Here is a 25187-nt window from a genome sequence, read left to right on the forward strand (position 1 = left end):
TTGGTATGCTAAGGCATGTATTTAATGGCCTTTTATCCGGTAACTCAGTGCGACCAGCGCCAGCAGACCGGCTAAGCCGCCTAACGCAATGGTGAGCGAAAAATGATGGGCAATAAACCCCAGTAGGGCCGGTCCGGCCAGCATCCCTGTGTAGCCAATGGTCGTAATGGCCGGGATGCTTACCGTTGGCGAAATGCCGGGTAATCGGCCTGCTTCACTGAAAAAGATGGGAACCACATTGGCGACGCCTAATCCCAGCAGCACAAAACCAGTCAGTGCCCCAACCACCCAGGGGCTCAAAACGGCAATGCCCAAGCCGACGGCCCCAACCAGACTACCCCCCACCACAACTGTTTTACCGCTCAGGCGAGCCACCAGCGTATCGCCCATGAGTCGCATAACGGCCATTGCCACCGAAAAAGCAGCATAGCCTGCACCGGCAAATTCCAGCGATATACCTTTGACTTCCTGCAGAAAGAGGGCACTCCAATCGAGGATGGCTCCTTCGGCCAGAAAAACGGCGAAGCACATCAGCCCCAGAAACAAAACCCGCGCGTGCAGCCATTGGAACGGTTGCTTGTGCTCGGCTGGTTTGGCCTCCACGCCCGAGAAATGGGCAATCGCTTGTTGCTCCATCGCTACAGGAAACAAGTTTTTGTACTGCGTGAGGGTGATGACAACCATGAGCGCGGCAATGCCCACAATGGCATAAACGGGGTTAAGCCCCAGCTTGACCAGAAAGCCCAAACCCAGCGAACCGAACAGCCCTCCCACACTGAACAAACCGTGTAAGGACGACATGATTGGTTTGCCGTACAGGTTCTGGACCTGTACACCGTGCGCGTTCATGGCGACATCGATGGTGCCGATGCTGGCCCCGAACACAAACAGGGTTACAGCCATAGCCGGTGTGGACGCGAGAATAAGCAACAGGGGCAGCACCCCGGCCATGACCAGACCCGCCCCAGCCATAACGATACGGCTACCCCGGCGGCTCACCAGCCAACCCGAAATGGGCATCATCAGCATGGCACCACCCCCCAACAGCAGAAGTAGCAAGCCCAGGTTGGCATCGTTCAAGGCTAACCGTTCTTTGGCGAACGGAATCATGGGCGCCCAACTGGACATGCCTAAACCGCAGACCAGAAAAATTAACTGGGTGGCCTGACGCGCTTTCAGGACCTGCCTTGCCTGGATGGCTACTTCCATAACTCACGTTAGAATAAAAGACTGGAGACGAGCACCTTTAGTGAGGTTAGGTGTACAGTGGACCGGGCTGGCACTCCACTGTACACACTACGGCTGTTTCGACCTCCTGACTAAATCTTAATGCCCCACTCCTTATTCATGTCGCGGCCGAGGAGTGCGTTGGCTTCTTTGTCGCCTTTGAATTTCTCCTTTTTCGGATTCCACTGCAGCGGGCGTTTGAGCTGATAGGCAATGTTGCCGATGTTGCAAACGGAAGCCGTGCGGTGACCAATTTCCACGTCGCAAATGGGCTTGCTTCGCTTGCGCATGGCGTCGAGGAAGTCCTTGTAATGGTTTTCGCTCTTATACACGTGCTTCTCGTTCTCACCGATGACTTTCGTTGCCAGCGAAACGGGCGTCGTTTCGATTTTCCGGCGCTGCACCTTGATTTCGCCTTCGGTTCCGATGAAGTGAATGGCGTTGTTCCAATCCCATTTTTCGTGGGTCATCACAATGCCGTTGTCGTATTTGTAGGTCAGGAACGGGTGCTCCTTGCCATCGGGGGCAATCACTTCTACGGGGCCGCTATTGTCCATATCCAGCGCCCACTGCACAATATCGAACATGTGCGCCCCCCAGTCGGTCACCATGCCTCCGCCAAACTCTTTGTAGTTGCGCCAGTTCGGAAACACGTCTTTCGAGAGCGGGGGAGCCAGTTCGGAGTTGAACGCAACAGGCATATTGGGCCCCAGCCAGGCCGACCAGTCGAGGCCGTCGGGAATGGGTTCGGCGGGGAGGTCGTACGGTTTGGGTGGTGGCCCTACGTTCACCTTGATCTGCTTGATTTGGCCGATGTAGCCGTTCCGAACCAGCTCGGCGGTTTGGCGAAACTCCGGCCACGAGCGCTGCATGCTGCCGGTCTGGAACACGCGGTTGTATTTGCGGGCGGCCTTCACCATCGCCCGGCCTTCCTTCACGGTCAGGGCCAGCGGCTTTTCGCAGTAAATGTCCTTGCCCGCCTGAGCCGCCCGAACGGCCATAGCCGCGTGCCAGTGGTCGGGGGTGGCAATCACCACGGCGTCCACGTCTTTACGACCCAGTAACTCCCGGAAATCGTTGTACACCGAAATATCGCTGTACCTACCCAATTGGGTATTTTTTTCGTAATGTGCCTTGATGCGGTCGAGGGTCAGCTGGGCTTTGGCTTTGTACACTTCGGCCAGCCCGACAATGCGCACCTCGTTGGTGCCCAGAAACGAGGTGGTGAGGCCGCGCCCCTGCTTGCCCGTGCCGATGAAGCCGAGCGAAATAATGTCGCTGGGAGCGAGGTATTTGGTTCCGTCGGGACGTTTGCCGCCCAGCACAAACCGGGGGACAATCATAAAACCAGCCGCAGCGGTGGCGGCCTTGCCTAAAAAGTCCCGGCGGTTGAGGGAGGTTGATTTTTCGTTTTCCATTTTTGAAAAAGTTAAGACTAACGCAAACTTTGATATCGTTTCCTTGGTGACAGCTGACGCGTAGCCCTTCGACAGCTCTCTTAAACTACTGACCAACTGACATAAACGTCCATTTCACTGACGCGGAATAGCCAAACGGTTTGCCTTTTGGCACCGTAATCTCCTGCCCTTTTAAAGGACCGTTTGGGTCTTTTATAACACTCAACCGGGTGAATGAATAGGCACCGCGTTCGTAGTCGAACGAAACACCGTCATCGTCGTACAGCAGGAAGCTACCGGGCAGGGTGCCGTAATGACGCACCTCCAGCGGCAATACCTCGCCCGGTTTGGGGGCCTGCCGACGGGGTGGCACCATCGGAATCAGGCCACCGTCTTTCACAAAAAGCGGGATTTTGTCGAGGGATGGGTTGATCGTGATTTCCTCGTTTTCGCCCACCAGTTTGCCCGTGTAGAAATCGTACCACTTCCCGGCGGGCAGGTACACCTTGCGGCTTTTTTCGCCCGTAAACATGGGAGCTACCAGCAGGTAATCGCCCATCATGTACTGGTCTTTGATGTCTTTCCGAATGCTCATGGCATACGGATTGGCCGTAGCGTCGAACGTACCCGCAACGGTGGTCGGTTTAAAACCGAACCCCTCCACCAGATTCATAGCCCGAAACGGCGGCTTGCCCTCAAAATGGTACTGCGCAAAGGTCGAGTACAGGTATGGCAGCAATTGCATCCGCAAATTGGCCACCTCCGAAACAGCCTTCTCCACCTCCGGGAACGTCCAGGGTTTGGTGCCGTCGGCCCAGGCGTTGAGCATGGCCATGGGCGAAAAACAGACCGACTGCATCCGCCGGACCCACTCTTCGGCACTCGGTGAGGCCCGGACTTCGGGCGTCCATAGCACCCCGATAAAACTACTGTTGACCAGCGCCGTGATAAAATCCTTGTGGCTGTAGTAGTCGTTGTAGATCACATACGGGAAGTTGCTCGCGCCTGCGTTGGATGCCCGCACCAGGCCGTAGGTTCGTTTGTTCAGCTCCCGGAACCAGCTCCCGGTCATGGTTTGCACCATCAGGCCGTAGGTTTGGCGCATCGGCTCGGCTTCCAGACCCGACGGGAACGTGGCCACATCGGGCCAAACCCAATTGTCGTAGCCATCTACCTCGTCGATTTTATACCCGCCAACGCCCAGCTTCAGGTGCTGTTGCATGAAGTGATCTTTGAACGCCTGCCGGGCCTGCGGCAGGGTAAAATCGGGAACAATGCCGTTCCAGACGGTGTGTGAACCTGCCAGTGGCTTGATTTTGGGGTAAAGCGAAGCCGTAGGCGAAACGTACGGATTGAGCCACAAATTGGCGCTGACTCCCCGGCGCGCCAGGCTGTCCAGAAAGCTTTTGGGGTTGGGGAACCGGGTTTTGTCCCACTCAAACGTACAAGGGTAAGCCATGCTGTGCCAGCCCGGTTCAACACCGATAAAATCGAGCGGGAAGTTGTGGGCTTCGAAGCTCTTAACCTCGTTTAGAATATCGATTTGGGAGTACAGTGTTGGGACGCGTTGCGTGAAGCCAAGCCCCCATTTGGGCGGCAAATAACCACCGCCGTTCATCAGGTTATAGCGTTGCACCACCTGCATGGGTGTGGGGCCACTAAAAACGTAAATCGTGGCCCCATCGGCCGGTACGAGCACCTCAACGGCATCGGAATACGGCTGCGACGACCATTTCTTATCGGTGTTTCGGTCGCTCAGAACGGGCGGATTCCGGGTGTCGGTGCGCACGGCCGTACCCGCGTACACGGTGAGGTAGCGAGCCGCATCAATCAGCACCCCGTACCCCCGCGACGACACATAAAATGGCACTGGTGCGTGGGTGCGGCCGTTGTCTTTGCCGCCGTAATGGTCCATGTGTAGATTTAGGATACGCCCCCGCTGATTGACGGTCTGGAAATTCAGCCCCAGGCCAAACAACTGTTCTTCGCGCTCCAACGGAAATCGGAGGTAGGTTTTCTGGTTAACAATTTTCACCGAAATCCCGGCTTTATCGAGCGGGAAAGCTGTTTTGGGTAACTCGGCCAGCCCCCGGCGGTTGGGCGTTGCTTCGGCAGCACTCAGCAGGCTGATGCGTTGCGGCTTCCCGACCGTGAGTTTCCAGATACCCGGATGCACCTCGGTCCAATTTAGCCCCGGTTGGGCCTTGCTCCCTCCCGCGAATAGCAGCACGCACAGCAAGCCTAAAATTCGGTTTGTCTGCTTCATTTCAGTACGAATGTGTGTTTGCCTGACGGTACCTTGTCGACCCGAAAATAACCACCCTGCGCCCCCATTACGGTCCTTTTCCCGTCAACGGTCAGTTGCGATTGGGCGGACGTGGTTGGCACGTACACCGTGGCCGTTGAGCCGCCTGGTACGCTTACTTCCATTGTTTGGGCATCAGCCGATTTTTTGATCGAAACCGTTACGGGCCCTTTGATCGTGGGGATGGTTGCAGCCGCACTGGTTAGCCGACCCAGTTGAGGTTTTATCTGGAACGTATCGAAGCCGGGGGTGAGTGGTTCAACGCCCATCAGCTTCCGGGTAATCAGGTTGGCGGGGGCGGCTCCCCAGGCGTGGCTCAAGTCGAGGTTGGGTTTGAAGGCGATGTCCCAGGCCTCCATCGAAATGGTTGAACCGACGCGAATCATGTTGTACCAGCTGCGCTGGGTAGTGGCTGTCATCAGGTCAAAAGCGTAATCGCCCATGCCTGAGTCGTACAGGGCGTCCATCAGGAACTGAGAGCCGTACACGCTGCACGCCATCCGGCGGCTTTTGATAAACTGCCCAACAGCGGGTACGTCGGCAGCGGCAACCAGTCCAAACGCCAGCGCAAACATGTTGGCGTGGAGCGAGCTGTGGTCCGTGCCGTCGCCGTCTTTAATCAGGCCGGTTTTGGGGTTGCGGAACACCGTTTGGTAGGCCGAATACACCTCCTGCGCTTTGGCTTTGTAGAAAGCGGCATCGTCGGGTTTTTTCAAGGCCTGGGCAATCTGCGCCATCAGCACCAGATTGCGGTAGTAAAAGGCGTTGATCACCGAGTTGTAGGTGGTAAACACAAAGCCGTCGGTTTCGCCTTTATGCTCCTTTTCGGGGCTGATGTACTCGCCGTTTTGGGGCCAATCCACAATGTCGTGGAGGCCCCGCCGACCGTCGAAGGTCTTGGTGATGTGGATGGAGGTCAGAAACTCGTCGGTTTGTTTGTTCGTGCGGGTGCTGATAAGCCCGTTTTCGCCCGCCAGCGGCATCAGGATTTTTTTCTGAAGTTCGGGGTAATAGGTTTTCAGCAGCCGGTCATCGCCTGTATAGAGGTAATCGTTCCAGGCGATCAGGACGTTCTGCAAACTCCATTCGGTGGGCCAGGTCGGGTTATAGAGCAGATAGGTCATGCTGCGCCGGGCCATGCTGTATTCGGCATCGACGGCATAATGCGACAACTGGTTGATGAGCGCATCGGCCTCATACGGAATCCGCTCGCGGTCGCCGTCCACGTAGTAGCCTGTGAAGCTTGTGGCTTTGATGGAGTACTTGCAGAGGTCCCAAATCTGATTCAGAATGGTGTCGCTGGAAGTGAACTGCGCGGCCTGTTCATCGAAGGGATAGTGAGCCATGGTCCGGCTCACCGACGCTCGGTCGAAGGGGCCCTTTACGTTGGAAACCGTCACGTAACGGAACGGGTAAACCTCGCCAATATAGTCGGGCATCTGCACCGGATTGCGGCTGTTCCGTTTCGTGTCAACGGGCCAGTCGAGTTGGTAGTCGTGCTTGCCTTTGCGAACAGCCAGCGGCATTTTGAGGTAGCGGATGCGCATACCCGCTTTGGGGTTGATGGTGTACGGAGCACTTACGGCCTCGCCCACTTCCACCCAAACTGTATCATTCTCAGGACTGTCGAGGTGGAGTTTCAACTGGCACAGGGCATCTTTCCCGAAGTCCACAAAATACGAACCAGAACCGGTTTTCTGGACCAGGCGGGGCTTCTGGACCTCGGCCACCAGCGGGTAATACGCAAAACGTTCGGCGGGATTCTGCTCGGTGTAGAGAAACGAAGCGGGTTTGGCGAGGGCCGTGGACTGTCCGTTTGCGTTCCAGACCTGAACCGTCCAGTAATAAACGTTCCCGGCCACGAGCGGTTTTCCGGCATAAACGACCCGCGCTTGCCCGGAGGATTGCCGTTGTGAATCCCAAATATCTGCTTTACCCGCTGCCAGTTGCTCAGGTTTGGTGGCCACCAAAACCCGGTAGCCCGTTTGCCGGGCGATTTGGGCGTCAAGCTCCCAACTGAATGTAGGGTTGGTACTCGCGATGGCGGCAAACTGATATTGAGTTGGCTGTTTTCCGGCCTCGCTCAGGCTTGCCACCACCGGTTTGCCGCGTTGACTAACGGCTTGTGTATTCTTGAGTAAGTCAACGCGAAGCTGCCGGGGGGCGGGTAGCGCTTGGCCCATGGCGGTATAGACAAATACGACGAGGAAGGAGAAAAGGAGAAAGCGGAGCATGTAAGTTATCAGGAGGTTGTAAGGGAGCTTATAAGCAATTGATTTCGAGCAAAGGCATCGCATTATTCAAGTCAGTCGGCACTTCGTAAACGACACGAATCACATTTGGACAAGGTTCCGAAACCGCCCATTCATCTTCGAACCGGGCCGAGTCTACCCGTTCAACGCTCAACCTCCTGAGCGCAGTCCGAACGCCCAGCGGCATAGAAGGCAGGTTCCAGCGGGTGTCGGTAAAGGCGTCGGTTTGGACGTTGGGCACACCGATATACACCGTCAGCGTAGTGGTGGTTGGGTCAGCGCAGTACAGGCTCATGGTGGTTTTATCGACCCGAACATTGGTTTTGCCATCGCCGGGCACGAGGAGCCAGCCAATGTCGCCGTCGGCGGTTTTCCAGTGCAAGGTACCCGTTTTGATCTGCCCCCACACGCGCCGATTCCCCCACACGCCCCCCATCATCCAGTTGTCGGTTAGGGTAGCCGTGACCTGTTTGAGGCTATCGCCCTTGTAGCTGTTGGGAACCGTTCGGCTAAGGTAACGGGGGCCACTGAAGCGGGTGAGCGCGGCCAAATCCGCTTTCGGAATCGACAGCCCCAGCGCGAAAATAGGCGCCAGATTACTCATTTCGCCGTATTTGGGGCCTTTGGCGGGGGGCATAGGAGCCTGCTTTTCGTTGTCTACGGCCACGGCAATCCAGATGCCCATGATGGCGAAATACTTCCGCATGTCCATACCGTAGCCGCGGAAGTACGGTCCCGGCATGTTCTGGAGGGTCGGGTGGTAGAAGGTAGCGGCTTCGTGCCAGAACTCACGTTCAAGCGTTTGGCCCATCTGCCGCATCTCGGCCGATGGGGCAAGTTCGCGCCATAAGGCAATGGCTATCAGGGTAACGCCGTAGTACGTGGGTGAGTTGAATTCGCTGAACGTGTGGTGTTTCTGGTAGAGGTTGAAAATGTCGCGGGCTTTCTGCTGACCCGCATTTCGTAGCTCGTCGAGCTTGAATTCAGTACCCACATACGCCATCAGAAACGCGCTCATGATAGAGATGTTGGTGTAATCGGGCGCGACGTTGCGTTTCAAAGCCCCCTTGGCCGCGTGAATCAGGCCCACTTCGATTTCTTTCCGCAGGTCTTCGGGGAGTAAATGACTGAAATTTTTGCGGATTAAGATGAGGTCGCAGCCGATAAACTCCCGCCAGTTTTGGTCCAGCTTATCGTCGTCGATGGACGTTTTCCAGATGCCGTAAATCCGGGTGTTTTCATCGCGATGCTGATTTTTCAGAATCCACCGCAGAATCTCGGCCGCGTTTTCCTTGTCGCCCCGCTGATTGCGAAATAGGAGAGCCTCGGCCAGTCGGGTTTTGGTGCGCAAACTGGTTCGATTGGTCAGAACATCGGCCACCTGCTTGCCCGCCGGTATTTCATCCGCCAGAAACGTTTCGAACAACTGTTTCTGGTAGCGGGAGAGGGTGGCGTAGGTGTATTTTTTGGAATGTACGGCGTCTGGCTGAGCAGAGAAAACCCCTGCCCCTATCAGAAACAGGGCGATACAAAGTACGACGATCTTCTTCATGTTTTCTGTCGTTTATTGAGCTACCATCCGCAACATCACCACCCCATGATGCCGGATTTCGGTTTTGAATGAGCCGTCGAACGAGCCGAGGTCTTTTTGTCGCCAGACGTCGCGGAGCTTGTACTTGCCTTTCAGGCCAATGCTCGTGAAGTCAAACGTAAAGACTTTGGGTTTTTCGTTCGCCCAGTGGAAAAACGATTCCGGGGTTTTGCCGTAGTCGGCGGTGTTGAACAGGCCCACGGCGTAGGAGCCGTCTTCGAGCGGTTTTACCCAGATTTCGACGCCGTCCTGCTGGTGTTTCAGCCGGGCCGCTTTGCCCAGCGGGTCCTGATTGATGGCGATGACCTCGTCGTTGGTGAGCAGGTTGAGCGTGAAGTCGTCCAGCTGCTCAATCGGGCAGCCGATGAGCATGGGGGCCGGGAGCAGGCTGAACATACTGACGTGGCTGTACTGCTCGTCGGGCGTCAGGCGGGTGTCGTGCATCACCGGGCCGATGGATACCTTGCCCAGAATCATCATGTCGGGGTCGCCCCAGTGGCCGGGGCCGGTGTAGGGTGCCCATTTGTCGAGCGTGAAGGATGTCCAGTACAGGCTCGTCCAGCTGTCTTTAATGTCGGGGCCAGTGCGGTATAGCTGGGATAGGCGCGCCCAGTCTGTCACCTTCTCAAACGGCGCGTTGTTCGACAGGCTGAAGACAATATCCCGGCCCGAGGTTTTCAGGGCAGCCGCCATGCGTTCGGTGGAGTTCACGTCGATGCGCCAGTCGTATTTCAGGAAGTCGAAACCCCACTCGGCCATCTGTTTGGCGTCTTCGGTCTCGAACCGGTATTTGGCAATGCGGTTGAACGCCCGCCGGTTTACCATAATCGTCTCATGGGTTTCGCCCCCTTTGGCCGAATCGGACGAGGCACCGGCATACCCGCCGTAGCTGGAAATGTAGGGTGTTGAATACAACCCGGCTTTCAAACCCAGCGAATGAATATAGTCCACCATTTCCTTGAACCGGGGGAATTTGGCGTTGGGTTGGAGGGCGTTGAGCGGCCCACCGCGCTTACCTTGCCAGGCATCGTCGATGTTGACGTACACCCAGCCGTGGTCGCGCAGCCCTTTCTTGACCATCGCGTCGGCCGAGGCAATTACCTTTTCGCGGTCGATGTGCGCTTCCCACGAATTCCAGCCGTTCCAGCCGATGGGGGGCGTCAGGGCAATGGTATCGCCAATCTTGATGGTCAGTTTTTGGGTAGCTTTTCCCAGCGCATTTTTCGCGGTCAGCGTTACCGGATACGTGCCGCGCTGCGCCACTTTGCCCGAAATAATGCCGGTTTTGGCATCAAGTGAAAGCCCTGCCGGCAGTGGTTCGGCGGAGTAATGCATAGGCCGTTTGCCGGTGGCCGCGATGTAGTACAGCAGCGGATTGCCGGGGGTAACGCCGATCACTTTGGCCGAGTTGATACGGGGAGTTGGCTTAGACGCGGGCGTCAGGATATACGGCTTATCGGGGTTGGTGATGTGCTCGGGCATGGCGTTGCCGAGCATTTCCAGCCGCGCATCGACCCAGTTGCAGTTGGTTCGTTTGTTGCCCACGCCCCCCACCTTATCCGTCACCAGCAATCCCAGCCGACCAACGCCCGTCAGGTCCACGTCGACGGGAATGGGCGCATCGCCAATCTTCATTTCGCCACTAGCAAACAGCACCTTACCATCACCCAGTACGAAAAACGACAGGGCAATGTCTTTGTTCCCCTGATCGTCGGCCCCGACCAGCGCCCGAAACCGCCGGGCCTGCTTGTTCAGGTCAAAAGCCACCACAAAAGGCGATTGGCCGCCCAGTCCACGGGCGTACCGTTTGCCGCTAATCCGCAGGGTATCCTCGGTGTAGTTGTGTTTGGCTTTCACTGGCCGCAGCCCCTCCGAAAACGTTTGAATGGGCAGATCATCCAGCCAAACGGTTTGGGTGGTCTGGGCGAGGGAGGTGATGGATACGAAAAGGAGAAGAAGGGTAAAGAGTTTAGGCATAGGGGGGAGTAATGGATAATGAACAATGGAGAATGAATAATGGGAAGTCATGGCCGCATTGCCCCTTCATTATACATTGTTCATTCTCCATTATTCATTAATTTTTCATTTATCAAAGTCCGTTTCCAGCAGTTGCTTTTCCGTGAAAACGCCGTTTCCAGCGGGTTTCATGGCACGCATTTTCTTTACGTCCGCTTCCGAAATGCCCTTCCCTTGTTTGGCGAAGGCGTTTTGCGTGAAGCGGATGATGTCGGCAATGTCCCCATCGCTGATGTCTTTGTTGTTGATCAGGGCGGGCATTTCGTTGTTCAGTTGGTAGAGCTTGCCATCCACATGAATGGGGCCGCTGACGCCGTGCAGAATGATGGCCGCCAGCCGCTTCATGGAGCCGTCGATGTATTCGGAGCCTTTGAGGGGTGGGGCCAGGTCCTGAATGCCCTTGCCGTCGGCCCCGTGGCAGGTTCCGCAGATGCTCCGGTACAGTTTCAGGCCTTTGGTCCGGTTATCGGCCTCGTTTTTCTGCACCACATAAATCGGGTTCATTTCGTTTTTCTGCCGCTTGCCGATGGTGGCCGTCAGGTTGTTTTTGAGCAGGTCGCCGGGGTTCATTGACGCCAGAAACTGCTCTTCTTTTCCAGCCAGTCCGCTCGTCAGAGCCTCCCCAAAAAGGCGCTGGGTGGCGTATTTTTTCTCGATACCTGCCAGCATAGGCATAAACGTAGTCTCCGACACGTTAAGCCAGCTATTCAGCGACATCGACAGATAGAGGTCGATCAGCTCGTTGTTCCGGGCAAGCAGGCTAGAGCAAAGGGCCTGCATAGGCGCGACCCGCTCTTTGCTGGCAAAGCGTTCCAGCAGCCCCACGGCATGAGCGATGGTTTCGGGCTGTTTCGATTCGCTGATGATAGCGGTCAGGCGTTCAAAGGTCAGAGCGTTGAGGCCGTCGAGTACGTACAGCGCGTGAATAGCCGTAGCCAGCTCGTTTTGGCCTTTGGCAAGCGTCACCAGTTGGTTCACCACCGTGAGGTCTTTGCGTTGAATGAGCAATTGCTGGGCCCGGTCGCGCAACCAGCCGTTGGGTTGGCTCAGAAGGGCTATCAAATCCTTAGTGGTTGCCTTCGACAAGTCAGGAACAGCGCCCGCCTTGGCCGTGGTGCTCGTGATTTTCAGAATCCGCCCGGCGTTTTGCAGGGTATCCAGTTTTTTGTTGGCCAGTTGCTCGGTCAGGTATTGCGAGATATACGCCTTGTGCTGAATGATACCCCGGTGCATATCCACCACGTACATGGCTCCGTCGGGACCGTTGAAGAGGTTAACCGGGCGGAATCCTTCGTCAGTGGAGGCTATGAATTCCCGGCCCTCGGTGCCCTGCCGGGCTTTGGTTTGCAGCCCGTTGAACTCCAGAATATTCCGTTTGATGAGGTTGGCTTCGGGCACGCAGACAAACACGTTCTGGTTGTAGGCATCCGGGAAGGCCCCACCCCGGTACACCAGCGGGCCGCAGGAGGCCGTTACGTCTTTGAGCATACCTTTTTCGTCCAGCACCCCCGGCTGATACCCCCGGTTGACCGACGTCTGGTGAATGGGATAGACCCGGTTGCTGGCCAGCCGCTGATGCTCGGCGAGGGTCGGCTTGAAATATTTGTTGCGAATGACCCGGTTTGGCAACACATAGTCGCCCTGCAGGTTGGTGGAGTTGTTGTTGTAATACAGCCGCCCGAAGTTGTCGTGGGTGATGCCCCATTGGCCCCGGTCGGTGGTGGGTTCTTTGATCCATTTGCCGTTGCGAAGCTGATAGCGGAAGTTGTAATTGGCGTTGTAAATCCAGTTGTCGACGTTCATCATCAGCCCGTTGGAGGTATGCTCCACGTTGCCGCCCTCGGCATAAATCGGGTCCACGAGCGTTTTCTTGCCGGGTTTATCGTTGACGATCTCCACAAACCAGAGCTTGGGGCCGTCCACGTACAACAGGCCGCCATACACATGGGCGAGCGAGCGAGGCAAAACGAGTTTATCCAGAAAAACCTTGCTGCGGTCGGCCACGCCATCTTTGTTGAGGTCTTCCAAAATCACAATCCGGCCGTTGGGCTCTTCCTCGCCGATACCTTCCAGATTGGGCATGTAGCCCACCATCTCGACCACCCACATGCGGCCTTTGTTGTCGAAATCAAGGCCGACAGGCGCTCTGAGCATAGGCTCGGCGGCTACCAGACTCAGCTTGAAGCCCTCTTCAACCTGGTAATCGGCGGGCGAAAAACGGGGAGCATGAGAAGGAAGGAATTGAAAACCTGCCAGCAGGGCAGAAAACAAGGTCAATAAAGCGATAACGAGTTTGAATGGTCGTCTGCGGGCCATATCGGTTGGTGAGTTTATTTTACCGGAAACATTCGCACCATCACAACACCGTGATGAGGAATTTCTGTTTGGAATGTTCCGTAAAATTTGCCAAGATCTTGCTGACGCCAAACATCGCGGAGGTTAAAAGCGCCTTTTAACCCAATTTTTGTCAAATCGAGCACAAACGGGCGGGCAGTTTCGTCGCCCCAGCGGAAGTACGACTCGGGCGTTTTGCCAAAATCGCCCACGTTGAACAGCCCCACCGCATACGAGCCATCTTCCAGTGGCTTCAGCCAGACCTGAAAACCATCCTGCTCCTGCACCAGCCGCGCCGATTTGCCCAACGGGTCTTGATTGATGGCAATAACCTCGTCGTTGGTGAGCAGGTTGAGCGTAAACGGGTCGAGCTGTTCGAGCGGGCAGCCGATGAGCAGGGGCGCGGCCAGCAAACTGAACAGGCTCACATGGCTGTATTGCTCGTCGGGCGTCAGGCGGGTGGGGTGCAGTTGGGTGCCGGTGGTTACGTTGCCCACAATCATCATGTCGGGGTCGTTCCAGTGGCCGGGACCGCCGTAAGGCGCCCATTTATCGAGCGTGAAGGCCGATACGAACAGCGAGTTCCAGCTATCGCGGATGTCGGGGCCGGTGCGGTAGCTGTTGGTGAGCCGCACCCAATCCCGGACGTTGCCAAACGGAGCCGAATTGGAAATGCTGTAGTGAATATCCCGCCCGGAATTTTTCAAAGCAACCGCCATTCGTTCAGCGGAGGGGACTTCGATTCGCCAATCGTATTTGAGGTAGTCGATGCCCCACTCGGCAAATTGGCGGGCGTCGGCGGTTTCAAACTGGTACTTGCCCACGTAGCGGTACGATCGTTTGTTGGCAATGATTTCGTCGGTGATGTGGCCGTCTTCAAAATCCGATGAGCCACCCACGTACCCGGCATAACTGGTAATCATGGGCGTGGAGTAAATGCCCGTTTTCAGGCCCAGCGAGTGAATGTAATCCACCATTTCTTTGAAGCGGGGGAATTTCTCATTCGGCTGAATGGCGTTGAGCGGGCCACCACGTTTGCCCTGCCAGGCATCGTCGATGTTAATGTAGGTCCAGCCGTGATCGCGCAGGCCCATCCGTACCAGCGCATCGGCCGAGGCAATCACCTTTTCCTGATCGATAAGTCGCGCCCAGGAATTCCAGCCGTTCCAGCCGATGGGCGGGGTCAGCGAAATGGTATCGCCAATCTTGATTTTCAGGCTCTTGGTAGCCGAACCCAAGGCGTTTTTGGCGGTGAGCGTGACGGGGTAGGTGCCGCGCCCGCCCACCCTACCCGTAATGCGGCCGGTAGTTGGGTCCAGCGAAAGTCCTTTGGGCAGGTTCCTGGCGGCAAACGTCATGGGTCGCTCGCCGGTAGCGGCAATGGTGTACAGAAACGGATTGCCGGGTCGGACCCCGAAAACGCCCGGCGAGTTGATGCGGGGTGTTTTGGGGGCCGGTGGGGTCAGAATGTATCGCTCGCCATCGTTGGGGATGTTTTGGGGCCGGTGGTTGTCCAGCATCAGCAGTTGCGCGTTGGCCCAGTTGGAATAGACTTTGGTCCGGCCGGTATCCTCCACTTTGACCAGCAAACCCAGTCGCTTAACGCCGGTCAGGTTCACCTTCACCCGTTTGGGGGCATCGCCCAGCCGCATTTCGCCACTATCGAACAGGATTTTACGGTCGCCGATGACGTAGAACGTATGCGGCAGGTCGCGGTTGCCTTTGTCATCCACGCCCACCAGCGCCGAAAACTCGGCCGCTTTACCGTCCAGAAAAAACGCCAGAATGCTGGTGGCGTTCACGCCCACCCCATGTGTAAAATACTGACCATTGATAAGCATGGAGTCACCGGCCGCGTTGGTCTTGCCCAGCACCGCCGGGATCCCCTCCGAAAACGATTTGATATTAATCTCGTCCAGCCAGAGTTTGGTCGTTGTCTGGGCGTGGGTAGCTGACGAAACGCAGCAGAATCCGGCAAATAGCCATTGGTAGAATTTTGTCATGAACCAGCGTCAGTTTTTCAGCAACTCATTTGGTAGAATTTAGGCAATGGGTTGATCGCCTAATCGTTAAATATTTGATATTTAAGTGCTTATATATAGAAGTCAATCAACCAGCCAATCAACTAATTAACCAGTTACTAGTTAACTACTACTTAGCGACTCGTTCAGCAATCATCGTCAGTACGGCTTTGTCGCTCCATTCCTGTCCATGCCCGGCCATGGCCGTAAACCGGATGGTCGCGTCCGATTTTGGGCTTTCGGTCTTGTCGAGGAATTTTTGCAGGAACCGGGTGGCTACGTTGGAGTACAGGCCGTCCATATCGCCCATCCAGATCCAGATTTTGCCCTGCAGCTTGGGACCAAGGGTTGTCCAGTTTCGTTCGAGCACCTTTTTGAGGTCATACTTTTCCCACTGTTTGGCAATAGCGTGGTCGATTTCTCCCGTAACCGGATCGAACATGAGCGAGGGGAGGCCGTCTTTGCCTTTTGGCCCGAAAACGGCGTTGTAAGCCCCAAACTGACCGCCCGAAATAAGATAATTACCCGTACGACTGGCTACGTTTTCGCCCGCAATCCAGTCTTTCATCGAGAAAGTCGGTTCGCCGTAAATCGTCCGGCGACCGGGTTGCAGATAGCCGTAGCGGTTGTAGAAAATGGTTTTGTCTTCGTAGATGTTGATGAGACCGTAATGCTCAAAATCGACCGGGTCGGGGCTGTACGACCAAGTGCCGTCAAAAAAGTCGGGGTAGAAAATCTGCAAGCCCAACGATACCCAGCCGCCGGTCGAATTACCGGTCAGGAAACGCTTTTTGGCGGTCGGATTATAGCCTACCTGCCGCTCAATTTCCGGAATCAGTTCCTCGGTCAGCGCCCGACCGCAAGGGCCGTTGTTCTCCGAATCGACCTGATAGGTATCGCCATAAGGCCCCTGCGAATCCAGAAAAACGTAGATGACCTGCGGAGCCGCTTTGCCAAACCACCAGTCGGCAAACTCCTTGTTGCCTAGCACCGTGTTCACTGCCGTGTAGCGCCCGTTCAGGCCCGGAATCCGGTAGCATATAGGGTATGCCTTGCCCGGATTGTCGAAATAGCCGGACGGCAGCAGTACGGCGGCTCTCAGAAAGCTCGGACGCCCCCGGAAAGCCGTGAGCAGCGCACTTTTGATCTCGACCGTTTTCACAAACTTATTGCTGACAATGGTCCAGGGCGGTATCAGGGTGTTGAGCGTGAGATTCAGGTTCAGGTTAGCCGAAAACTCCACCGAGTCGATGTTGCTGTACAGATTGCCCGGCACGTTTTCCTGTCCGTCGTCGGGGTTCTGTTTGTAGACCACCTGAAAATAGTATAGCCCCGAGGGGTTCTCGCCCAGCTTGTCCAGCCCAACCGACAGGACCTCTTTGGCCTGCATGTCCATCAGAAAAGCGCTTTTACCATCCCAGTTTGTCGGGGTAATGCCCACCGTAATTTCCGAGCGAGTGCGGGGTTCGCGCTCCTTTTGTTTGGTTACGTGCAGCAGCAATCGCCCCCCTTTCAGGAACGACGGCCGGAGGGCAGGAGCCACCGAAACGCCCACTTTCCAGGAAACGGGTATCTGGGCAGTTGCTACTAAAGCTAATAGATTGATAGCCAGAAATAGAGTAGCTATCAGTCCGGGGGAATGGTAAAACGCCTTTTTCATTTTCCGTAGTTCGTCTTCAAAATCCCTTTTTCTGCATCGACCGGTAGTTTCAGGTTTGTCGTTTTCACCTCGGCTGTGTTGTTGAGCATGATCACGGGCATCTGGTTGGCCGTCAGCACCGAGACGTCGGACAATTCAATTTGCCGGGCATCGTCGAAGATTAGGGCGGGCCGAAAATCTTCTTCTACGTAGCGTAGACGCAGGTTTTTGAACCGGATTCCTTCGGCATGGCGCACGTAAAAACCCCAGGCCGGTAGTTCGCCAAACATCGAGAACTCGGGGTAACCGGCTTCGTTTTCGGGTACTGAGGTGATCTTGTCGAGCGGAATATGGGCGATGGTTTTGTCGGCCCGGCCTCCATAGCTGATTTCGATGTTTTCGAGGGTGACGTCCTGCACCGGATAACCCGGCAGGCCCGTGATGGAAGCCGGAACGAGGTTGTAGGGCAGGTAGGGGTGACCGTAAATGTGGAAGCTCGACGGGCGTTTGGGCATTTTGTCCTCGCCCGGCCGCAGGTGGTCGGGTGGGCCTTCGAGGGGGTAGCCCTGATCGGGTTTCAGCAGCGGCACCTCGGCTTTTACGTTGGCGATATAAACGCCCCGGATGCTGCCGACCGCGCCCGTTTTGTTGCGGTGCCCGCGCCGGATGAAAATCGCGTTACCCGTGTTACGGGCCACCACATCCCGAATGTCAATCCCTTCCATCGTGCCCCCATCCACGAGTTCGAGCGCGATGGCCGAGCGGTAGGTATCGAAAATGGTCAGGTTGCGGGCTTTGACGTTTTTGAATCCCCCCGCCGAGGTGGTTCCGAATTTAAGCCCGTTGGCGCTGCTGCGAATGGTGCAGTTTTCAATGGTCACGTTCTCGCACCCCGACCGGGGGTTGTCGGATTTAAGGCAAATGCCATCGTCGGCGGAGTTGATGAAGCAGTTGGTGATGCGGACGTTGCGGGTGTCGGTGAGGTCGAGGCCGTCGTTGTTCCAGTAGGTGGTGCTTTGCACCGTAATACCGTCGATGGTCACGCCGTCGCACTCGCGGTAGTCCTGCACCCATTCCGAGGAGTTTTTGAGGGTAATGCCCGTTACAGTCACCTTTTTGCAGCCGGTCATGTTCAGGACCAGTGCACGACCCGAGGGCCGTTTTACCTTCCAGATGGTGTCCTGTTTGATCTCTCCGCTGCGGAGTTTTTTGAAGATGTCGAGCATCAGTTCCTGCCCCTGCCCGTCGATCACGCCCTTGCCCGTAATAGATACGTTGGTCTGGTTATGGGCAGCCACTACGGCGATGCGCTCGTTACCGTAATCGTTGTACTCGCCCGGCCGGGCCGATTTCAGCGCAACTCGCCCCGACGAATAATCGCGGAGGTTGGGCGAGCCAAGGAGCCGTGCCCCTTTTTGCAGGTGCAGCTCTACGTTGGATTTCAGGAAGATGGAGCCGGTCATGAAGTTGCCCAGCGGCACCACCACCCGGCCTCCGCCCTGCGCCGACGCCCTGTCGATCAGCTTTTGCAGCATGGTCGCATTGTTCGTTTCGCCATCGGCCACTGCCCCAAAAGCCGTAATCACGTAGGAGCGCGTTTGTGCGTAACCGCTGAGGGCGAGGAGCAGGAGGGTTAGTAAAGGGTACAGGTTTTTCATGATAGAAATATTTGCTCAAGCGCAAACTATGGACTTTGTTAGGCTGGCGCATAGCCCTTCAACTTCGCTCAGGGTGACGGTACAATAGACTCGGCTCAGTGTAATTGACTCAAATTCTGGGTCACCCTGAGCTTGTCGAAGGGCTATGCGTCAGCCTGCGTGTTGTAATCTATTGTCTATCTCGTAGCTCACAATTACTCACTCTTCCCACCGGTTCTCTCCCGCACGCCGACCTGCTGCGCCCAGCGGTCGTACTCGGCCCGGAGTTCGGCCACCCGCTGCGGTTGTGTCTGGGCCAGGTTGTTCATCTCGCAGGGGTCGGTTTTCAGGTTATAGAGCTCCCAATCGGCGTCTTCGGTATCTTTTTCCAGCTTCCAGTCGGCCTTCCGAATGGCTTTGTTGCCTTCGTGCTCCCAGCAATAGGTGCGGGGCGTGGCTTTGGTCTTGCCCCAGAGGTACGACAGGCTTTTTCCGGGCAGGTCGTTTGCGGGCAGTCCAGCCAGTTCAAGTCCTGTAGGTACCAGGTCCATGATGTGCCCCACGCCCTCCACATAGCCCGACTGTGGGCGAATGCCACGCGGCCATTGCATGATGCAGGGCGTAATCATACCCCCTTCGTGCAGGAAGCGCTTGTACTTACGGAAAGGCGTGTTGGAGACATTGGCCCAGGGCGTGTCGTAGGTAACGTAAGAGCCTTTTTCGCCAATTTTTTTGGTCGGGTCGTTGAGCTTACGGCTTTCCATATTCTCGTTCGAGCTGCCGTTGTCCGACATGAACACGATGAGCGTGTTATCGTATTGCCCGTTGGCTTTGAGGGTGTTAATTAGCTTGCCAATATTCTGGTCCATCCGGTCGATCATGGCGGCATACACGGCCATTTTTCGAATCCACTGCGCTTTGTCGGTGGCCGTATTCCAGTCGGGAATGTCGGCCGGGCGGGGCGTAAGCGGGTAACGTTTATCGGCGTAGCCCAGCTTTTGCATCCGCTGGTAACGTTTGGCACGGGTCACGTCCCAACCCTGCGCGTACAGCTTCTCGTATTTGGCAATGTCCGACTCGTAGGCATGCAGCGGGAAGTGCGGGGCCGTATAGGCCAGATACATGAAAAAAGGCTTGTCGGCGCGCTGCTGCTTTTGTTCGTTCAGATACCGAATAGCGTAGTCGGTAAAAGCGTCGGTCATGTAGAAACCATCGGTAGGCGGGGTAAACTCCCTGTCGTCTTCCACAATAAACCGTTTCCCTTTCTCGGCCGGAATGACCTCGTAATAGCTCGACGCGCCCGAAATCAGGCCAAAATAGTGATCGAAGCCGCGTTTCAGGGGCCAATGCTGCCGCCGTTCGCCCACATGCCATTTGCCCAACATGAAGGTGCTGTAGCCCGCCGGTTTCAGTCGCTCGGCGAGGGTCGGGTAGCGGTCGTCCAGAAAGCCCTGATAGCTGCCCGGCTGAATGGCGGCATTAGGCATGGTCACCATCAGCCCCATCCCAACAGTATGCGGATATTGCCCTGTCAGCAGGGAGGCCCGGGTAGGGCAGCAGCGGGCGTTGTTGTAAAAGCTCCGCAGTTTGATGCCGTTGGCCGCCAACTGATCCAAATTGGGTGTGCTGACCTCGCCCCCGTAGCAGCCAATGTCCGAATAGCCCATATCATCGGCCAGAATGTAGATGATATTTGGGCGTTGGTCGGGGGCTTTGGGGGTTTGGAGCGCGAGGAAGCTACTCAGTGCTATAGCGCTGAGGAGGAGCGAGAATAGTTGGGTAGGGCAGTATTTCATATTGTTTTTGCTTTTCGATCTCACCGGCAGCGGCCGGAGAGGTTAATTCCCCCACGCCTTATTCGGCTTTGCCCCCATCTGGAGTTGCAGCGTGCCGCCGTTGACCACCGTTTCGTGTAACACCCAGGGGCTGTTGAGCGGTTTGCCGTTTAGCTGGGCCGACTGGATATACAGGTTCTGGGCGGAGTTATTTTTCGCTTCAATCACAAACTGTTTCCCCTTGTAATATTTTGGGTTGAGCTTGAAGGTGATTTTGTTGAAGATCGGGCTGCTCAACTCGTAAAACGGTTCCGGCGAGGTGCCGCCATTGGTCGAGAAAATACCCGTTTTGAGCAATACCGACAGACTGCCCATCAGCCCCTGATCTTCGTCGCCACTGTAGCCTGCGTCGGGCGAGATACCGCTGTACACTTTCTCGATCACCTGCCGCGTCCAATATTGGGTGAGCCAGGGAGCCCCGGCGTAGTTGAAGAGGTGGGCCGTCTGGATGCTCGGCTGATTGCCGTAGTTGAGAAACACCCGGCGGTATTGCTCCAAAGTCTCTTTATCGTGCGATTTGCCCGAGACAAAATCATGCTGCTCCGCTTTCTCAAACGAGCTGTTGAGTTTGGTGACGAAGGCCTCTTTACCGCCCATCAGGTTAATCAGACCCGGCACATCGTGGGGCACAAACCAAGTGTACTGAGCCGCGTTACCTTCTTCCCAGCCGTTGTCGTAGCGCAGAATATCCACGGGCTCGGCCCATTTGCCGTCGAGGGTGCGGTTCCACATCCAGCCCAGTTCGGGGTTCCAGATGTTTTTGTAGTTCTGCGACCGCTTCATAAACAGTTCATAATCGGCGGTCTTGCCCAGCGCTTTGGCCATTTGCGCCAGCGTGTAATCCTGATAGGCGTATTCGAGTGTTTGGGTAGAGCCGTCCTGATGGAAGCCGTAGCGGATGTTGGTCAGCGGATGCGGCACGTACCCCCGCTCGATGTAGTATTCTACACCGCCCCCTTTGAACGTGTTGTGCTCGTAACCCGCCTTGCTCATCATGCCGCCGGGAAAGTGGTTTTTGCGCAGGCCCTCGTAGGCTTTTTCGATGTCGAAACCCCGGATGCCTTTCAGGTAGGCGCTCACGATGAAGGGCGTGGTCGCGGCCCCGGTCATCACGTAGGTGTAGTTGCCGCCCGCCGGTCCGCGCGGAATCAGCCCGCCATCCTGGTACATCATCACCATCGAATTAACAAACGACTCCGTCACCTCGGGGTACACCAGATGCCAGAGCGTGTTGAGGGTCCACTGCGCTCCCCAGAACGAGTCGGAATTGTGGTGATTGAATTTGGGCTTGCCGTTGGCATCGAGCGGAATCTGGCGGATTCGGCGTTCGGGACCGGTCATGTCGGAGTATTGGCCGTTGACGTCCGAAATAATCCGGCGACCTTGCAGGGCGTGCCAGAGATCGGTGTAAAAGCGGCTGCGGACAGTATCGGAGCCACCTTCCACTTCAATGCGGCTCAGCCAGTTGTTCCAGTCGGTGCGGCTGTCCTGCACCGTTTTTTCAAAATCCCAGTGGGCCAGTTCGGCGTTCAGGTTCAGCCGGGCCTGGGCTTCGCTCACGTACGAAATGGCGACTTTCATTTTCCGAACCTCGCCCGCTTTGGTCTTAAAGCTCACGTACGCGCCGATACGCTCACCCTCGATCTGATCGTTTATCGTTTCGAGTTTGCCTTTGCGCCAGCCCTTGAAGGAGTCGAACGGCTTGTCGAACACGGCCACGAAATAAACGGGCAGGATTTTAGGTCGGCGGATGGTCGGGGCCATAATGGCGTAGCCCTCAATCTCCCGGTTGCTCACCTTTTTGACGAAGCCTTTCTGCGTGTCTGAGGGACCGAGGAAGGTTGAGAAATCGAACAGGATATGGCTTTGGTCGGATGCCGGGAAGGTGTATTTGTGAAAGCCGACGCGGGTGGTAGAAGTGAGCTCGGCAGTGATATTGTAAGCATCCAGCACTACTTTATGGTAGCCCGCTTTCATGACCTCTTTCCCGTGCGAAAACTTCGAGCCGTATTGGTCGGCACCCAGATGCCCTTTGAACGCGCCAGTGGTGGGCAGTACGGGTACCCCCGACAACTGCCAGCCGTGTACGTGGCTGAAACACTTGATGCTGTCCTGATGGTAGCGGTAGCCCGCGCCCCAGTCGGCGTTCACGGCGTTATCGGGGCTGAGGTTGACCATGCCAAACGGGCGACTCGCCGAGTTGAAAAAGAACCAGCGCGAGTTTGCCGCATCGACAATCGGGTTCACCAGATCGACGGGCTGTTTTTGGGCTAGCAGGGGTTGGTGGGTCAGCAGGCCCAGGGTTAAGAGGGTTGTAAGTATGTGCTTGGTGTTCATGCGTACACTATCGAATCTCATAAACTTTTCCTTTTTCCAGTTTCACCTCCATCGTAAAACCCTTTGGTGCAGGTATTTCACCGACCACCGAAGGATCTTTAATGAGGGGTTTTCCGGCCTCCACAAAGCGTAGAAGCGGATTGGGGGTTGCCGCATCGCTCAGGGCGGCCGGGGTAATGGTCGTCCGGTCGCTGGTGCGGAGCCGGAACAGGCCGCCTAGGGTCGGGCGAATTACGGCTTTGGTCAGTTTGCCCGCCTTCCATTCCATATCCACAATGAGCCCCCCACGAGTTTTTAACCCCTTCACCCGGCCCGTATGCCAGGCTTGGGGCAGGGCGGGCAGCAGGTGAATCTCACCCGCGTGGCTTTGTACCAGCATTTCGGCAATGCCCGCCGTGGCGCCAAAATTACCGTCGATCTGAAACGGCGGGTGGGCGCAAAACAGGTTGGGGTAGGTGCCCCCGCCCGACATGTGCGCCTGCTCGGTGGTGATCAGCTTAAACAGATTGGTGAGCAGTTTCAGCGCGTGGTCACCGTCGAACAGCCGGGCCCAGACGTTCACTTTCCAACCCATCGACCAGCCGGTAGCGCCATCGCCCCGGCGCTCCATCACCCGGCGGGCGGCCGAGGCCAGTTCGGGCGTGGTTTGGGCGTTGATCTGGTTGCTGGGATGCATGGCGTAGAGGTGCGAAAAATGGCGGTGCTGCACGTCGGCATCCTCAAAATCCTCCTGCCACTCCTGCAACTGACCGTATTTGCCGATCTGGTAGGGCAAGAGTTTCGCCAGATTTTGTTTGACGGAGGTCGTAAACTCATCATTAACGCCCAGCAAATCGCAGGCTTCTACGTAGCGCGCAAACGACTCGCGGACAATAGCCATGTCCATCGTCGGGCCGGGGCTGAAAGTGGCCTGTTTCTGGCCGTCGTACAGAAAATTCTGCTCCGGCGAGTGGCCCACGGGCGTTACCAGATAGCCCTGCGCGTTGGGCACCAGCCAGCCCTGATAAAACTGAACGGCCCCCTTCAGCAAGGGGAAAACCTCGTTTTTCAGAAAGGTCTTGTCGCCCGTAAACAGGTAGCGATCCCAGAAATGACTGGTCAGCCAGCCGGCCGCCATGGGCCAGAACGAGCAGTTGCAGTTGTCGATGGGTTCGGCATGTCGCCAGATGTCGGTGTTGTGGTGGGCCACCCAGCCGTCGTTGCCGTACACGTTGCGGGCGGTTTCGCGGCCGTTGATGGCCAGTTCCTTGATCGCTTTAAAGAACGGCTCCTGACACTCCGACAGATTGGTCAGTTCGGCGGGCCAGTAGTTCATCTGGGCGTTGATGTTGATGGTGTAGGCCCCGTTCCAGGGCGGGGTCATCTGATCGTTCCAGATGCCTTGCAGGTTGAGCGGCTGACCGCCCGGCCGGGAACCCGCAATCATCAAATAACGGCCGTAGTGGAAATACAGGGCGGTAAAAGCCGGGTCTTTGCCGTTGGCAAACAGGGCCACGCGCCGGTCGGTGGGGAGGCCGGACTGCTCGGTTTCGGCGGCTACTTCCAGCTCCACCCGGTCGAACAGTTTTTTGTAATCGCTTAGGTGTGCCCGGTACAAATCGGCGTAGGTTTTACGAGCGAGGGCGCTAAAGCGTTTGTCCAGAATCGGTTTAGGGTCGAGGCCCTCGTAGGCCGGGCTTTTGTCGAAACCGTTGAAACTGGTAGCGGCCGACACCAGAAAGACCACTTCCGAAGCCCCCCGAACGGTAATGGCGTCGCCGGTTGGGGTAACCTGCCCGCCGGTATTCAGCACCTTCACCCGCGTTTCGAAACGCATACCGAGCCCGCCGATCTGCTTGTCGTACAGGAAGTTTTGAGCACCGGGCTTACGTTGACCGTTTTTCTCGTACACCTCAGGGTATTTGTAGGTATCGCCCAACTTCTCGACCTGCTCAAACGAGCGCCGAAGCCCGAAACCAGGCACCTGCCCCTGCATAGTGAGCGTGTTGCCCTGCGCCCGGTAGCGAGCCGTGGGCTGATGGGGCGTCGACAGATAAAGTTTGCCGTTTATTTTGTCCGGCCCGGTCGCCGTCATTTTCACCACGATTACCTGATCGGGGTAGCTGGCAAAACAGGTGCGGGTGTAGGTGGTGGTGCCCGCCCGGTAGGTCGTGGTTGTGGTAGCTGTTTTCAGGTCAAGCTGGCGTCTGTAGCCGGTGACGCCGGTTTTTGGCGCGTCGGCCTCGAACCAGAAATCGCCCATGGGCTGGTAAAGCTGATGGTTCCGGCCGAGCCATTCTTTGGCAATAATCGCCTGAGCCTCGCCGTACTGCCCAGCGGCCAGTAGTTCGCCCACCCGCTTAAATTCCTTGCGGACGTTGACCGATTTGTAGGTGCCCGTAGGGTCGCCGGTGTAGAGGGTGCCCTCGTTGAGTTGCAGGTGTTCTTTGAGCGGATCGCCGAAGACCATCGCGCCCATATAGCCATTGCCCAGCGGCAGAGCCTCGTGCCAGGCTTTGGCCGGTTTGTCGTACCAGAGCGTGTGAGAGGGCTTTTGGGCAAAGGCAAATCCGCAGCCGGCCAGTGTGCTCAGAAGCACAACGGCTAACAGTCTAAG

The 25187-nt window shown here is 56.5% G+C and carries 13 protein-coding genes; all 13 read right to left on the reverse strand.

Annotation, left to right across the window (positions count from 1 at the left end; all coding sequences use genetic code 11):
• Positions 1-21 precede the first annotated feature (21 nt).
• Positions 22-1209, reverse strand: a complete 1188-nt coding sequence (locus RUDLU_RS0106350) for an MFS transporter (protein WP_019987518.1) — start codon at positions 1207-1209, stop codon at positions 22-24.
• Positions 1210-1319: 110 nt separating this feature from the next.
• Positions 1320-2645, reverse strand: a complete 1326-nt coding sequence (locus tag RUDLU_RS0106355; RefSeq protein WP_019987519.1) for a Gfo/Idh/MocA family protein — start codon at positions 2643-2645, stop codon at positions 1320-1322.
• Between the two features lie 85 nt (positions 2646-2730).
• The gene (locus RUDLU_RS0106360) at positions 2731-4890 is read right to left on the reverse strand and encodes a TIM-barrel domain-containing protein (protein ID WP_019987520.1); all 2160 of its coding nucleotides are present in this window, start codon (positions 4888-4890) and stop codon (positions 2731-2733) included.
• Positions 4887-7163, reverse strand: coding sequence for an alpha-L-rhamnosidase-related protein (locus tag RUDLU_RS0106365; protein WP_019987521.1), 2277 nt, complete (start codon positions 7161-7163; stop codon positions 4887-4889). The genes RUDLU_RS0106360 and RUDLU_RS0106365 overlap by 4 nt, the downstream gene beginning before the upstream one ends.
• Positions 7164-7191: 28 nt before the next feature.
• On the reverse strand, positions 7192-8733 hold the full coding sequence (locus tag RUDLU_RS0106370; protein WP_019987522.1) for a hypothetical protein: 1542 nt from the start codon (positions 8731-8733) through the stop codon (positions 7192-7194).
• A gap of 12 nt (positions 8734-8745) precedes the next feature.
• Positions 8746-10749: an NPCBM/NEW2 domain-containing protein gene (locus tag RUDLU_RS0106375; RefSeq protein WP_019987523.1), complete on the reverse strand. Its 2004-nt coding sequence runs from the start codon at positions 10747-10749 to the stop codon at positions 8746-8748.
• A 105-nt stretch (positions 10750-10854) separates the two neighbouring features.
• Positions 10855-13104: a PVC-type heme-binding CxxCH protein gene (locus RUDLU_RS0106380; RefSeq protein ID WP_027302823.1), complete on the reverse strand. Its 2250-nt coding sequence runs from the start codon at positions 13102-13104 to the stop codon at positions 10855-10857.
• 14 nt (positions 13105-13118) lie between these two features.
• A complete protein-coding gene (locus RUDLU_RS0106385) occupies positions 13119-15125 on the reverse strand; it encodes an NPCBM/NEW2 domain-containing protein (protein ID WP_019987525.1) in 2007 nt (668 codons plus the stop codon).
• A 148-nt stretch (positions 15126-15273) separates the two neighbouring features.
• Positions 15274-16803: an alpha/beta hydrolase-fold protein gene (locus tag RUDLU_RS0106390; protein WP_019987526.1), complete on the reverse strand. Its 1530-nt coding sequence runs from the start codon at positions 16801-16803 to the stop codon at positions 15274-15276.
• Positions 16800-18440, reverse strand: a complete 1641-nt coding sequence (locus RUDLU_RS0106395) for a glycoside hydrolase family 28 protein (protein ID WP_019987527.1) — start codon at positions 18438-18440, stop codon at positions 16800-16802. The genes RUDLU_RS0106390 and RUDLU_RS0106395 overlap by 4 nt, the downstream gene beginning before the upstream one ends.
• Positions 18441-18634: 194 nt before the next feature.
• Positions 18635-20215, reverse strand: coding sequence for an arylsulfatase (locus tag RUDLU_RS0106400; RefSeq protein ID WP_019987528.1), 1581 nt, complete (start codon positions 20213-20215; stop codon positions 18635-18637).
• Positions 20216-20257: 42 nt separating this feature from the next.
• The gene (locus RUDLU_RS0106405) at positions 20258-22612 is read right to left on the reverse strand and encodes a GH92 family glycosyl hydrolase (RefSeq protein ID WP_245581631.1); all 2355 of its coding nucleotides are present in this window, start codon (positions 22610-22612) and stop codon (positions 20258-20260) included.
• The gene (locus RUDLU_RS0106410; RefSeq protein ID WP_019987530.1) at positions 22599-25169 is read right to left on the reverse strand and encodes a glycoside hydrolase family 95 protein; all 2571 of its coding nucleotides are present in this window, start codon (positions 25167-25169) and stop codon (positions 22599-22601) included. Before RUDLU_RS0106410 ends, RUDLU_RS0106405 begins: the two co-directional genes overlap by 14 nt.
• Positions 25170-25187: the final 18 nt, after the last annotated feature.

The organism is Rudanella lutea DSM 19387 (assembly GCF_000383955.1).
In the GTDB taxonomy this organism is placed as follows: domain Bacteria; phylum Bacteroidota; class Bacteroidia; order Cytophagales; family Spirosomataceae; genus Rudanella; species Rudanella lutea.